Raw genomic sequence first — 11,943 nt, 5'->3', positions numbered from 1 at the left:
TAGAAAATTAATTTTATTGCTTAATTTTCCTTAAAATTTTAAAAAATGTTACCAATTATTTACCAAAATAGGATAATGAGATAAAGATTGTCTTTTTAAAATTTCGTTTTATTTGGGATTAAAAATCAAAAATTTTTACTTACTTTTAGCTATTAGCCTTAGCTTCTTCTCGCTCTTTTTTTTGCCTTATAGCAGCTTCTTTTTGGATATTTTTTTGTTGAGCCAAGAAGATATGCTCTTCAAGTGTAACAAGTTGGAATATTCCTTCAAAGATTTTTATATCTTTAACATATCCAAGCACTTTTACTTCCCTTTTTCTGCTCTCTTCAAATCTTGCTTGCGCGTCAAATTCCACTACATCACCAAGCTTTAGTGGCCCAAAGAAATTTATTCTAGCCCCGATACTAACGCAAAATTCTTCATTAATGGCTAAAAGAGCGGCATGATTTGCGCCCATAAAAATAAATCCACTATGAATAAGCCCCTCAGTATCGCACACCATATCATCTGTAGTAAAAAATCTAGTCTTTGCGTGATTTTTTTCAAGTAAAAATGCCGTTCCACTAAAATTTAGCTTTGTAAGTGGAGCGGTTTTGATCTCATTTCTTAATGGATTTTCATCTTCTGGTAAGATTATTTGCGATTCATCTTTTGTATCATAGATATTTTCTTCTGCCATTTTTATCCTTAAATTTTAACTCTAACATATGCTCTTTTTGGCGCTGGGTAGCCCTCGATGGTCTTTGTATTGTCATTTGGGTCTAAGAAATTTCCAAGACTCTCACCATCTATCCACTGCGTTTTTCGCTGCTCATTTAGATCAGTGGCCTTTGTTTCAAGTAGGGTAAAATCCCTAAATTTAGCTCTCTCGCACCAGTTTTGAAGTGCCGAGAGTGTCGGTACAAAGTAGATATTTGGAATTTTTGAATACCTATCCTTTGGACTTAGCGCAAAATCGCCATCCATATCAATATACATGGTATCTAAAAATAGCTCGCCGCCTGGATTTAGCGCAGTTTTTAGCTCTTTTAGCATCTTGATAGGATCGCTTCTGTGGTATATCACGCCAAGGCAAAAAATGGTGTCAAATTTCGCTGCGTATTCTGGCAAGCTCTCTACTCCAAGAAGCTCGTAAGCGATATTTGAGCGGATAAATTTATTTAAAAAAGCAAACTGCAAATATGTATGCGCGCTAGGATCAAAGCCAGTTATGCTTTTTGGACCGTACTCAAGCATCTTAAACATATAATATCCATTGTTGCAACCCACATCAGCCACGCTTTTGCCGGCTAAATTTAGGTGCGGGGCAAGGATATTAAATTTAATAAAACTTTGCCACTCGCTATCTATATATATATCATCAAGTAAAAATGGTCCTTTTCGCCAAGGCTTTAGGCTAAGGGCGAGGTCAAAAATTTCATCTTTTTTAGCTTGATCTAAATTTTTAAATTTTACATTTACGCTGTCACTCAAGCTAAATTCGCAGTCAAAATTTGCTAAATTTTCTATCCTATTAAAAATTTGCTTTTGTTGCTCGTTAAATTTGCTAAGATCCACGCTATTTCCAGTCGACGATATTGTGTGGACACTCTTTTTGGTAGGTGCCAGTCGCGTCATAATACTCTTTACAGTCATTGTAATATTGAGTCGAAACTCCGCGCTCATTCATGTAAAGACAACCGTTACAAAATAACGCTATAAAGCCTAAAAATATAATCTTTTTCATGTGGCGGATTTTATCATAAATAAAAATTTTATGCTAGAATAGCAGGCAGTTTTAGAGCCAAGTTTGGCTAATATTAAGCAAAAAGGCATTTTATGCAAAGAAGAGATTTTTTTAAATTCAGTAGTTTTTTAGGTGCAGCGAGTCTGCTTCCAAGTGTCACTCTAGCTAGCGATGAGCCAGCAAATCCAGTGGTTAGAAATTTCGATGTAAATTTCAAACACCAACTGCTCGAAAAAGGCAAAAGCTCAAAAATTTGGTTGCCACTCCCACTAAGCACTACTTATCAGCAACTAACCCAAGACTACGTCATAAACACAACCGCTAAAAACGTCTATATTTCAGATACGCTAATACCAACAATGTATGCTGATTTTGAAGAAAATGAGCCAAGACCTATCTTAAATGTGCAGTTTAAAATTCAAACAACAGAGCGTAACACTGACTTTAGCAAGGTAAATTACGATCCAAATGAGAAGGTTGATCCTGCTGTTTTAGAGTTTTTAAAACCAACTTCACACATCCCAACTGACGGCGTCGTAAGAGCAAAAGCGCTAGAGATAGTTGGAAATTTAAAGGGCGATTTAGAGCGCGCAAAAGCGATCTACACGTGGGTTGCAAACACTATGCAGCGCGATAACAGCATCCTAGGATGTGGCACAGGCGACGTTAAAGCCATACTTGAAAGCGGCAAACTAGTTGGCAAATGCACCGACATAAACTCAGTTTTTGTGGGGCTTTGCAGATCAGTTGGCATCCCAGCAAGAGAAATTTTTGGTATCAGGGTTGGTCAGTCTAGATTTTCAGATCAAATGGGTAGCGCAAAAGACGGCGTAGCTAAAATTTCAGGCGGACAGCACTGCAGGGCTGAATTTTACCTAAAAGGCTATGGTTGGATACCGGTTGATCCAGCGGATGTCACAAAGGTAAGACTGGGCGAGAAGCTAACAAATGACGACGCCAAGATCGCAGCTGTGAGAGATTATTGCTTTGGTAACTGGGAGATGTGCTGGATAGGCTTTAACTACGGCCGTGACTTTATCTTAAAGCCAACTCCAGAGCAAACTCCGCTAAATAACTTTGGCTATCCATACGCTGAAGTTGATGGCAACACACAAAATTATTATTCGCCAAAAGAATTTAGCTACGACTACGTCTCAACCGAGCTAAAATGAGAGCCTTTTGGCTGATACTAACATCCATAGGTAGTGCTATCAGCGCTACCTTGTGCTGCTTGCCGGCACTTCTTTTCTTGCTTTTTGGCACATCTTTTTCATTTCTATCTTGGACACAAAATTTATACGAGTACCGCGTCCCTTTAAGCGTCGTGGCGGTCATTTGCTTTGTGATTTCAGGAATTAGTCTATTTTACAAGCCAAAGAGCTGCAACCTAAGTTATCAAAAGAAAAAATGGATACTTATATATATACTTTTTGGAGTGATTTTGCTTTTACTCCTTACATACCCAGAGCTTTTAGGAGAAATTTATGCGTAAAATTTTAGTTTTAGCCCTTTTAGTGGCTGCAAGCTACGCTGATAAAAAGATAGAAATTTCAGTACCTAGCATGCACTGTCCGCTTTGCACGGCGATTGTTAGAAAGGCTGCTCTTGGCGTCGAGGGCGTAAAAAAGGCAGATGTATCACTAAAAGAGCGAAAAGCTGTCGTTATAGCAGATGATAAGGTCGATGAAAAAGAGCTTTTAAAAGCAGTCGATGCGACTGGCTATAAGGGCGAAATAAAATAAATCTACGGAGACAGATATGTCAAATAGTGAAATTTTAAAGAAATTTGAGACACTTACTACGATACCGCACTGCAGTTATGAGACCGATAAGATGCGTGATTTTCTGGCTAGCTATGCAAAAGATAAGGGCTGTGAAGTTGTGGTCGATAGCTTTGGCAACGTTCATGCGTTTAAAGGCAAGCCAAAAATTTGCTTGCAAAGTCACTACGATATGGTCTGCATGGGTGATGCTCCAAAGATCGAGATAGTTTATGGCGATGATGGCTACATGAGGGCTAAAAACTCATCTTTAGGTGCCGATAACGGCATAGGCGTAGCTATCATGATGCAGATGATAAGCGAATTTGACGACATTGAGTGCCTCTTTACAAACAACGAAGAAGTCGGCATGATCGGAGCCACTGGCTTTAGTGGCGATCTCAAAGCCGATAAGCTTTTAAATTTAGACAGCGAAGAGGATGACCGCGTCACCATCGGCTGCGCTGGCGGTGTAAATTTATTTGCCACTATCTCGCTTAATAGCAAAAAAACAAAAGAGAGCACGCTTTATGAAGTAAAAGTGAGTGGGCTTCCTGGCGGACACTCTGGCAACGAGATACATAAAAATATCCCAAATGCGATCAAGGTTTTGGCGGCATTTGTGACTAAAAATGGCTGTAAGCTTGTCAAATTTGAAGGTGGTGAGCGAAGCAACTCTATCCCAAGCGGCGCAACTGCACTGGTTTTAAGCGATAAAGAGCTAAAGAGCGAGTGTGAAAATTTAAGCGTGAAAAAGCTTGGCACCGGTGAAGAAGTTTTAGAAAATGGCGAGAAAATTTTAGCTCTTATTAACTCATTTTCACAAGGTGTAAGAGCCTATAACTGCGAGCTAGGCATACCACAAGATAGCGTAAACCTCTCACTTGTAAAGATCAAAGATGATGGCATGTTTGAAGTGGAGTTTTTTGCTAGATCAATGAGTAAAGATGGGCTAAACAGGATGGAATTTGAAATTTCTGAGCTTGCAAAAGCACTTGGCTTTAGCGTCATTGCAAAAGATAGAAATCCGGCTTGGAAGCCTATAAATAACAAATTTGCAAACGATATCTTAGAAGAGCTAAAAATTTATAAGCCAAATGCAAGGATAACAGCTGTGCATGCTGGACTTGAATGTGGCGTGCTTTTAGAGAAAAAAGCGGGTCTTAGTGCTTGCTCAATAGGGCCAAACATCCACTCACCTCACTCAACAAGAGAGTGCTGCGAAGTTGAATCTGCACTTTTTATAGAAAAAGTCGTTTGTGGTATCGTTAAAAAATATAACTCATAAAAAATAAAATTTGCTAGAAATTTCTAGCAAATTTTATATCTCAAAGCATCTAAGTCAAATTTACCCGCAAGTACGAGCAAATTTAGATTATTTTTCAAACTCATAAACGATCTTGCCACTTTTTATAGTAGTAGTCGCCGCACCTTTTAGCTTTTTACCAAAGAGTGGAGAATTTACCGATTTTGAGCGGTTTATCTTCTCATCATAAATATACTCGATCTCAGGATCTATCACCGCAATATCAGCTAGCATGCCCTCAGCAAGCCTGCCTTTATCTTTTAAATTTAGCATTTTAGCCGCATTTGTCGATGTTAGCTCCACCATGCGCTCTAAGCTTATAACACCCTCATTTACGAGCTTTAGAGTGAGTGGCACAAGGGTTTGAAGTCCGATGATGCCAAATGGCGCCTTGTCAAATTCTACTATCTTTTCGTCTGTGTGATGTGGGGCATGATCGGTGGCGATAACGTCTATAAGGCCGCTTTTTAGCGCCTCTCTCACCGCTTTTACGTCGCTTACCTCACGAAGTGGTGGTGACATTTTGAAATTTGTATCGTAGGCATTTTTCAAAATTTCATCATCGCTAAAGCTAAAGTGGTGAGGTGTGGCCTCACACGTGATGTTTATGCCCTCTTTTTTGCCCATTTCGATGATCTTTAGCGAGTACTCCGAGCTTACGTGAGCGATATGGATGTGCGCTTTAGTGAGCTTTGCAAGCAGCATATCACGGCTCACTGCGATCTCCTCTTTCTCCCTGGCCATGCCGCGAAGTCCAAGTATGGCTGAGACCTTGCCCTCGTGCATGACGCCCTGCCTGCAAAGCGAGCAGTCCTCTGAGTGGCTTATACAAAAGCTACCAAACATGCTTGAGTACTCAAGTGCCGCCCTCATCACGCTTGAGCTAGTCACTGGTAGGCCGTCATCACTAAATGCAACTGCTCCAGCTTCTATAAGATCGCCCATTTCAACGATCTCGTTGCCACCAAGCCCTTTGCTGATGGCTGCAATTGGCAAAAGATCGATCAGCCCGCAGTTTCTTGCCTTTTCTATCATCGCTCTTGTGATCGAGGCATTGTCATTTACTGGGCTTGTGTTAGCCATGCAAAGGCAGGTGGTCACTCCTCCAGCTACGGCCGCCTGCGAGCCTGAGATGATGTCGTCTTTATACTCTTGACCAGGATCGCGAAAGTGCACGTGCATGTCGATAAGTCCTGGCATGACGAGCTTATTTGTAGCGTCTATGACCTTATCAGCCTCAAATTTCTCACTTCCGATTTTGGCTATTTTGCCGTTTTCTATTAGGATATTTGCCTTAAATTTCTCGTCGCTATTTACGATAGTGCCGTTAATTATTGCTATTTTCATCGTTAGCCCCTATTTTTTGCAAGCGTATTTAGTATCGCCATTCTTATAGCAACGCCGTTTTCAACTTGATTTAGTATGACTGAGTGCGCGCCATCAGCCACATCTGAGTTTAGCTCCACGCCTCTATTTATCGGTCCTGGGTGCAGTACGATCGCATCAGGTTTGGCTAGCTTTATCCTATTTTTATTTAGTCCAAAGAATTTCGAGTACTCCCTCGAGCTTGGAAATGCTACGTCCGCACCGCCACGCTCTAGTTGGATGCGAAGCATGATGATGACATCACTGCCCTCGCAGGCTTCTTCCATATTTTTGCAAATTTGAGACTCAAAGACCTCAGCATCTTTTGGCATCATCATCTTTGGCGCAAAGAGCTTTAAATTTATACCAAATTTCTTCATCGCCCAGATGTCAGACCTTGCCACACGGCTTCTAGCGATGTCACCGATGATTGCAACGTTTAGGTTTTTATCTAAAATTTTACCATGCTCTCTTAGTGTAAAAAGATCAAGCAGAGCTTGGCTTGGGTGCTCATTTGTGCCATCCCCTGCATTTACGACGCTAGCCTCTGTCCTATCAGCTGCAAATTTCGCCGCTCCAGAGCTTGGGTGACGAAGCACGATGATATCAGTTCTCATAGCAGCCATGTTATTCATCGTATCATTTAAGCTTTCGCCCTTTGTCACACTCGAGCTTGATGAGCTGAAATTTATCGTATCAGCTCCAAGTCTCTTTGCAGCAATTTCAAAGGATGTCCTCGTTCTAGTCGAGTTCTCATAAAATGCGTTTATCGTGGTCTTTCCACGAAGATAGTCATTTTTTTTCACTTGGCTTAAATTTAGCTCCTTAAACTCTTTCGCCGCCTCTAAAAAATATAAAATTTCTTCCTTGCTAAGCTCTCTAGTTCCTATCAAATCTTTATGTTTGTAGCCCATTTTAAGCCTCTTAAATTTATTTTGCTACGAAGTCGCAAGCTGGTTGGTAGCCGTTATCACAAGCTTTTTTAAATAAAGCCTTTGCTTTTTCTTCGTTCTTTGCTTCGTTTGCGTCTTTATCTTTTACAAGGCCATAAGCGATCATTTCGCCTAGTTTTTCGCAAGCCATGCCCTCATTTTCGTCACACATTTTTGTAAAAATTTTCTCAGCTTGAACTCTATCTTTTGCTACACCGTCGCCGTTAAATAGCATGATCGCATTCATCGTGCAAGCTTTCTTCTCACCCTCGCCGCAAGCTTTGTTAAAAGCAAGATAGGCCTCGTTAAAATTTTTCTTTGCATAAAGCTCATTTGCCTTGTCTAAATTTTCATTTGCCATAGCATTTAACGCAAAAAGTGCCGCCGCTAAAACTAAAATTTTCTTCATATTTTCTCCTTATTTAAATAACTTTGGATGGTGTTTTTTCATATATTCAACTATCTCTATGACCTCGTCGCTACCGCTAGCGTCAGAGTTTTCTAGCGCATCGTCAATGCACTCTACATAGAGATTTGCCGCCTCTTCAAGCTTATCTTTTTTCACTCCAGCATAGTAAAACATCGCCTCAAGCACCATACTAAGCTCGTAGCTAAGTTCTTCTACGCTCACCTCTTCTTCTTTCATATTTCCTCCTGTGTTTTTTTGGTTATTAGATCAACTATCTGTGCCTTGATCGGCTCATAGCTAAAGCTATCTTTAAAATTTGCAAACAGCCCGCCGCTTGCGTTCACGTGTCCGCCGCCGCCAACTAGGTGCTTTGCCATGACGCTAACGTCAAGCTTGCCATTTGCGCGAAAGCTTAGTGTTTTTTTATTTGTCACGTCGATAAAGAAGTCAAATTCAGGATTTGCTACTAAAAAATCGTTGCCGATAACCGAAACGTTGCCGATATTGTAGGTTAAAATTCCTTTATGATCTTTATAGCTTATGCTAAATTTCTCTTTATTTTCACTAAGCTTTTTTACGACATAGTTTGAGATTAGATTACTTAGCGTGTCGTCTTTATCCTCTTTGAAAAATGACTTTTTAATTGCATGTACCTGCATATCAAGCCCGATATAGTCGTTTTTTTCGTTAAAAAATTTGCTAGCTTCTTTTAAGAGATGATCCATATAGAGGTTATTTTCAGCTTCAAACATCACTTTATTTATCTCTTTAGCATTTGCAACAAGTCCCAAACAGACCTTGCCCATCTCAAAATTTTTATCATCTTTTAGCCAGATATCCACGGCATTTACGACGTCACTAAAAATTTCAAGCTCTTTGTTTTTACCAAAGATGCCCGCAAAAAAGTCGTAAGTGATCTTTGTAGCACACCTTGAACTATCCAAGAAATACCAAGGATAGCTACTTGCGCACTCGGCACCGCTTTGGTGATGATCTAGCAAAAATAGCTTTATATTTTTACCCTCTATCATCTCAGTAAAGCTCTCGCACTGAGCTAGAGTTAAATTTAGATCAGTGATCAAGATGATGTTTTTATCGTCATTTGAGGCATCTATCTCAGTTAAAATTTGAGCAAATTTATCATCTATCTCTCTGCCGTAGTTTGAGTTTAGAAATTTCACATCTTTGAAGTAAAAATTTGTTATGTATTGCGCGCCGTATCCGTCAAGATCGGTGTGTGAGAGGTGATAAATTTTCATCGTTTTCCTTTATAAATTTTCTATTTCTATGACGCCAACCGTTTCAAATGGCGTATTTGCCGAGATCTCAGCAAAGCTTAGCACCACGATGTCGATGGCAAAATTTGCGCAGATATTTGCTATAAATTTTCTTAGACTTGGCTCCACACAAAGTACCATTTCGCCATGCTGACTCATCGGACGTTTCTCTTTTTCATGTCTTAGAGCCTGAACGATCGATGAAGTTTGAGCTACATTTATCATCAGGTGATACGCACCGTCTTTATACTGCACCGCGTCCATAAGCTTTTGCTGTGCAGCACTATCTAAAATGTAAAAATTTAGCTGACCTTTTTCATCGACATAAAGCGAGGTAATGACACGTGAGAGTGCTGCACGCACGTGTTCGATGATCATATCTAGGTTTTTACTAACCTCGGCGATGTCGCTAATTGATTCAAGTATGCTAAGTAGATCTTTGATCGGGATATTGTCTTTAAGCAGCGCTTTTAAAACCTTTTGAATCAAATTTATAGGCGCGATCCTTAGCGTATCCTCGACCACAACTGGGTAGTCGATCTTTAGTTTATCTAATAAATTTTGCGTCTCTTGGCGAGTTAGAAGCTCAGCTGCATTTTGCTTGATAAGCTCACTCATATGCGTTGAGATGACGCTTGCAGGATCAACTATCGTGTAGCCGCTAAGTATGGCGTCCTCTTTGACGCTAGCATCGATCCAGAGTGCGTCCAGCCCAAAAGCTGGCTCTTTTGTCGGAATTCCCTCGATATCTTCGCTAACTAGTCCACTATCCATCGCTAGAAATTTATCAGCATAAATTTCACCCTGACCGATCACGATGCCTTTTAGCTTAAAGCGGTACTCGTTTGGCGGTAGTTGAAGGTTGTCACGAATTCTTATCTTTGGCATCAAAAAGCCAAGACTAGAAGCGATATTTCGCCTCATAGCACGAATCCTCTCAATGAGATCCACATCAGCTAGCTTTAGTAGGCCATATCCAAGGTCGAGCTCTAAAATTTCAAGCTTCAAGATATCATTTATCTTCGTCTCTTCTTCTCTTGCGATCTCTTCATCGCTCTTCTTTGGCACCTTAGTAGTGGCACTACTAGCAGCTGCCCCTGCCCCACTTTGCGTAGCGGCTCCAGCTTTTTTAGAAGCTGTTTTATCTTTTGACGCAAGACTTAAATTTAGCCCGCCATCTTTGGTCTGCTTGATGATGTAGCCAAGTCCCAAAAATAGCACTGCAATAAAGCCAAGAGAAAGAGTTGGAAGTCCAGGGACAATGGCAAACATAAATAATATGAAGCCTACTATCAGCAAGGTTTTATAATCCCCTAAGAGCTGATTTAATGTGCCTTCTGCAAAGTCCTCATCGTCCTTGCTAGCCCTTGTGATGATAATGGCTGTCGCTGTTGAAGTAATAAGTCCTGGGATCTGGCTCACAAGGCCATCACCGATGGTGAGGATCGTATAATACTGAGCCGATGTCGCCATATCAAGGCCGTGCTGAAACGAGCCGATAGCAAAGCCACCGATGATATTAATGATAGTAATGATGATGCCAGCGACGGCATCACCTTTTATAAATTTAGACGAACCATCCATCGCGCCATAGAAATTTGCCTCACCGATGATGGCTTGGCGTCTTTCGCGCGCTGTTTTTTCATCAATCAAACCTGCGTTTAAGTCCGCATCTATCGCCATTTGCTTACCAGGCATCGCATCAAGTGTAAAACGCGCTTGCACCTCGCTCACACGGGTTGAACCCTTTGTTACGACCATAAAATTTATGAGAACCAAGATACAAAAGACGATGGTGCCGATAACGAAGTTGCCGCCAACTACGAAATTTCCAAAGCTTGATATGATCTCGCTGACCGCTTCTGGGCCATTGTGACCTTCGCTTAAGATCATACGCGTGGTTGCGATATTTAGCGAGAGGCGAAAAAGCGTAACGATAAGAATTAGCGTCGGAAATGTGCTAAGATCGGTTGGTTTTGGCACATAAATCGAAATTAAAATTATAAGCACAGAAATCGAGATCGAAAGTGCCAGGAAAAAGTCAAGCACCGCGCTTGGAAGCGGTACGATGATGATAGCAAGGATGGCAACAATGATACCAACGATGCTAAGACTTTTAAACTTAACAATTGGCGCAAGAAACGGCGCAACAAGAGTTAAGATGTTATTTTTTTGCTTTGCCAACTTTACTTCTTAACGATGTCACTTAGTTTTATCGCATCAAGCATCTCGTCGATCTTGCCTTGAAGACCGCTAAACATCGACCAAATTTGACAGCTCGAGGCTTTATTTGATGGGCAGCCATCTGCAGAAGATGAGCACTCAAAGACGTTAAGTTCACGTTTTTCAGCGCACTCTATTATCTTTTTTATGCTTAAATTTTCAGGTTCGTTATTTAGTGCGAAACCGCCATTTTATGCTTAAATTTTCAGGTTCGTTATTTAGTGCGAAACCGCCATTTGCCCCTTTAAACGACTTTAAAATTCCATCTTTTGCAAGATTTTGTAAAATTTTGGCTAAAAAGCTTTTTGAAATTTTAAGTTCATTTGAGATCGTATCAACATCAACTGGAGATGATTTTTGAGATATTAAAATAAGTGAAAGTAGAGCGTATTCGCTTGCCTTTGTAAAAAGCATTTATCTTCCTTAAGTCTTTAAATAGCCCTAATTTTATTAAATTTTTACTGCATTTTTCATTAATTTTTAAAAAGCATAATTTTATCTAACTTTATGTTTTAAATGCTATAATCGCTCTTCCAAAATTCACCAATCAGGAGGTCATTATGGCTTTGGATTCGGCTAAAAAAGCTCAAATAGTTGCGAAATTCGCTAGAAAAGAGGGAGATACAGGCTCTCCAGAAGTTCAAATAGCTCTTTTAACAGCTAGAATAACTGAACTTACAGAACACCTTAAAATTTTCAAAAAAGACTTTTCATCACGCTTAGGTCTTTTAAAGCTAGTTGGTCAAAGAAAAAGACTTTTAAAGTATCTTAAAAATAAAGACTACACTACATATTCAAAACTAATCTCTGAGCTTGGCTTAAGAGATAAATAATCCATCGGAGAGCGATCTGCTCTCCTTACTAAATTTCATTTATACATTTCTTTTATTCAAAAATTTACAGTCTATTTTAAATTTCTCATCTTTAGTATTAATTTATCTACTC

14 protein-coding genes and 1 pseudogene are annotated in these 11,943 nt (G+C 40.0%); 5 read left to right on the top strand and 10 right to left on the bottom strand.

What is annotated here, in order from left to right; translation table 11 throughout:
- Nucleotides 1–145: 145 nt before the first annotated feature.
- From FZ940_RS07020 to FZ940_RS09465, 3 genes are read right to left on the bottom strand one after another with little or no spacing between them, the layout of a single operon-like run.
- Nucleotides 146–679 carry a thioesterase gene (locus FZ940_RS07020; RefSeq protein ID WP_107696375.1) on the bottom strand — a complete coding sequence of 178 codons (534 nt, stop codon included), beginning with the start codon at nt 677–679 and terminating at the stop codon, nt 146–148.
- Nucleotides 680–687: 8 nt separating this feature from the next.
- Entirely contained in the window at nt 688–1,557 is an 870-nt protein-coding gene (gene cmoB, locus FZ940_RS07015; RefSeq protein WP_262367610.1) for a tRNA 5-methoxyuridine(34)/uridine 5-oxyacetic acid(34) synthase CmoB, read from the bottom strand.
- A 1-nt stretch (nt 1,558) separates the two neighbouring features.
- Nucleotides 1,559–1,726, bottom strand: a complete 168-nt coding sequence (locus tag FZ940_RS09465) for a hypothetical protein (protein ID WP_002942642.1) — start codon at nt 1,724–1,726, stop codon at nt 1,559–1,561.
- Nucleotides 1,727–1,818: 92 nt separating this feature from the next.
- Between FZ940_RS09465 and FZ940_RS07010 the strand changes: the two genes are divergently transcribed.
- From FZ940_RS07010 to FZ940_RS06995, 4 genes are read left to right on the top strand one after another with little or no spacing between them, the layout of a single operon-like run.
- Nucleotides 1,819–2,898, top strand: coding sequence for a transglutaminase-like domain-containing protein (locus tag FZ940_RS07010; RefSeq protein ID WP_148822031.1), 1,080 nt, complete (start codon nt 1,819–1,821; stop codon nt 2,896–2,898).
- The gene (locus FZ940_RS07005; RefSeq protein WP_148822030.1) at nt 2,895–3,218 is read left to right on the top strand and encodes an aryl sulfotransferase; all 324 of its coding nucleotides are present in this window, start codon (nt 2,895–2,897) and stop codon (nt 3,216–3,218) included. The genes FZ940_RS07010 and FZ940_RS07005 overlap by 4 nt, the downstream gene beginning before the upstream one ends.
- The gene (locus tag FZ940_RS07000) at nt 3,211–3,468 is read left to right on the top strand and encodes a heavy-metal-associated domain-containing protein (RefSeq protein ID WP_109146425.1); all 258 of its coding nucleotides are present in this window, start codon (nt 3,211–3,213) and stop codon (nt 3,466–3,468) included. Before FZ940_RS07005 ends, FZ940_RS07000 begins: the two co-directional genes overlap by 8 nt.
- A gap of 16 nt (nt 3,469–3,484) precedes the next feature.
- The gene (locus FZ940_RS06995; protein WP_148822029.1) at nt 3,485–4,774 is read left to right on the top strand and encodes a M28 family peptidase; all 1,290 of its coding nucleotides are present in this window, start codon (nt 3,485–3,487) and stop codon (nt 4,772–4,774) included.
- Between the two features lie 87 nt (nt 4,775–4,861).
- Here FZ940_RS06995 and FZ940_RS06990 read toward each other — a convergent pair whose 3' ends face one another.
- From FZ940_RS06990 to FZ940_RS09820, 7 genes and pseudogenes are all read right to left on the bottom strand, one after another.
- Complete coding sequence (locus FZ940_RS06990) at nt 4,862–6,139, bottom strand: dihydroorotase (RefSeq protein ID WP_148822028.1); 1,278 nt, start codon at nt 6,137–6,139, stop codon at nt 4,862–4,864.
- 2 nt (nt 6,140–6,141) lie between these two features.
- Nucleotides 6,142–7,071: an aspartate carbamoyltransferase catalytic subunit gene (locus FZ940_RS06985; RefSeq protein WP_148822027.1), complete on the bottom strand. Its 930-nt coding sequence runs from the start codon at nt 7,069–7,071 to the stop codon at nt 6,142–6,144.
- A 16-nt stretch (nt 7,072–7,087) separates the two neighbouring features.
- Nucleotides 7,088–7,498: a tetratricopeptide repeat protein gene (locus FZ940_RS06980; RefSeq protein WP_148822026.1), complete on the bottom strand. Its 411-nt coding sequence runs from the start codon at nt 7,496–7,498 to the stop codon at nt 7,088–7,090.
- A 9-nt stretch (nt 7,499–7,507) separates the two neighbouring features.
- Nucleotides 7,508–7,735 (bottom strand): hypothetical protein, encoded by a 228-nt coding sequence (locus tag FZ940_RS06975; protein ID WP_002942640.1) that lies wholly within the window; start codon nt 7,733–7,735, stop codon nt 7,508–7,510.
- Nucleotides 7,732–8,757: a DHH family phosphoesterase gene (locus FZ940_RS06970; RefSeq protein WP_148822025.1), complete on the bottom strand. Its 1,026-nt coding sequence runs from the start codon at nt 8,755–8,757 to the stop codon at nt 7,732–7,734. Before FZ940_RS06970 ends, FZ940_RS06975 begins: the two co-directional genes overlap by 4 nt.
- 9 nt (nt 8,758–8,766) lie before the next feature.
- Nucleotides 8,767–10,959 carry a flagellar biosynthesis protein FlhA gene (flhA, locus tag FZ940_RS06965; protein ID WP_148822024.1) on the bottom strand — a complete coding sequence of 731 codons (2,193 nt, stop codon included), beginning with the start codon at nt 10,957–10,959 and terminating at the stop codon, nt 8,767–8,769.
- Nucleotides 10,960–10,961: 2 nt separating this feature from the next.
- Nucleotides 10,962–11,412: pseudogene (locus FZ940_RS09820) on the bottom strand (RrF2 family transcriptional regulator).
- 146 nt (nt 11,413–11,558) lie between these two features.
- Between FZ940_RS09820 and rpsO the strand changes: the two are divergent.
- Nucleotides 11,559–11,831: a 30S ribosomal protein S15 gene (gene rpsO, locus FZ940_RS06955; protein WP_004317763.1), complete on the top strand. Its 273-nt coding sequence runs from the start codon at nt 11,559–11,561 to the stop codon at nt 11,829–11,831.
- The last annotated feature ends 112 nt before the right edge of the window (nt 11,832–11,943 follow it).

Source organism: Campylobacter concisus, from assembly GCF_902460415.1.
Classification (GTDB): Bacteria; Campylobacterota; Campylobacteria; order Campylobacterales; family Campylobacteraceae; genus Campylobacter_A; species Campylobacter_A concisus_Y.
The sequence above is the reverse complement of the archived record's forward strand: the minus strand, read 5'-3'. Positions and strand labels throughout refer to the sequence as shown.

Excerpts from the sequence above, each read along its gene's own strand:
- FZ940_RS07000 (WP_109146425.1), top strand. The coding sequence starts at position 3,211 with ATGCGTAAAATTTTAGTTTTAGCCCTTTTAGTGGCTGCAAGCTACGCT.
- FZ940_RS06990 (WP_148822028.1), bottom strand. The coding sequence starts at position 6,139 with ATGAAAATAGCAATAATTAACGGCACTATCGTAAATAGCGACGAGAAA.
- FZ940_RS06975 (WP_002942640.1), bottom strand. The coding sequence starts at position 7,735 with ATGAAAGAAGAAGAGGTGAGCGTAGAAGAACTTAGCTACGAGCTTAGT.
- FZ940_RS06970 (WP_148822025.1), bottom strand. The coding sequence starts at position 8,757 with ATGAAAATTTATCACCTCTCACACACCGATCTTGACGGATACGGCGCG.
- FZ940_RS07005 (WP_148822030.1), top strand. The coding sequence starts at position 2,895 with ATGAGAGCCTTTTGGCTGATACTAACATCCATAGGTAGTGCTATCAGC.
- FZ940_RS06980 (WP_148822026.1), bottom strand. The coding sequence starts at position 7,498 with ATGAAGAAAATTTTAGTTTTAGCGGCGGCACTTTTTGCGTTAAATGCT.
- rpsO (WP_004317763.1), top strand. The coding sequence starts at position 11,559 with ATGGCTTTGGATTCGGCTAAAAAAGCTCAAATAGTTGCGAAATTCGCT.
- FZ940_RS06985 (WP_148822027.1), bottom strand. The coding sequence starts at position 7,071 with ATGGGCTACAAACATAAAGATTTGATAGGAACTAGAGAGCTTAGCAAG.
- FZ940_RS06995 (WP_148822029.1), top strand. The coding sequence starts at position 3,485 with ATGTCAAATAGTGAAATTTTAAAGAAATTTGAGACACTTACTACGATA.
- FZ940_RS07010 (WP_148822031.1), top strand. The coding sequence starts at position 1,819 with ATGCAAAGAAGAGATTTTTTTAAATTCAGTAGTTTTTTAGGTGCAGCG.
- FZ940_RS07020 (WP_107696375.1), bottom strand. The coding sequence starts at position 679 with ATGGCAGAAGAAAATATCTATGATACAAAAGATGAATCGCAAATAATC.
- FZ940_RS09465 (WP_002942642.1), bottom strand. The coding sequence starts at position 1,726 with ATGAAAAAGATTATATTTTTAGGCTTTATAGCGTTATTTTGTAACGGT.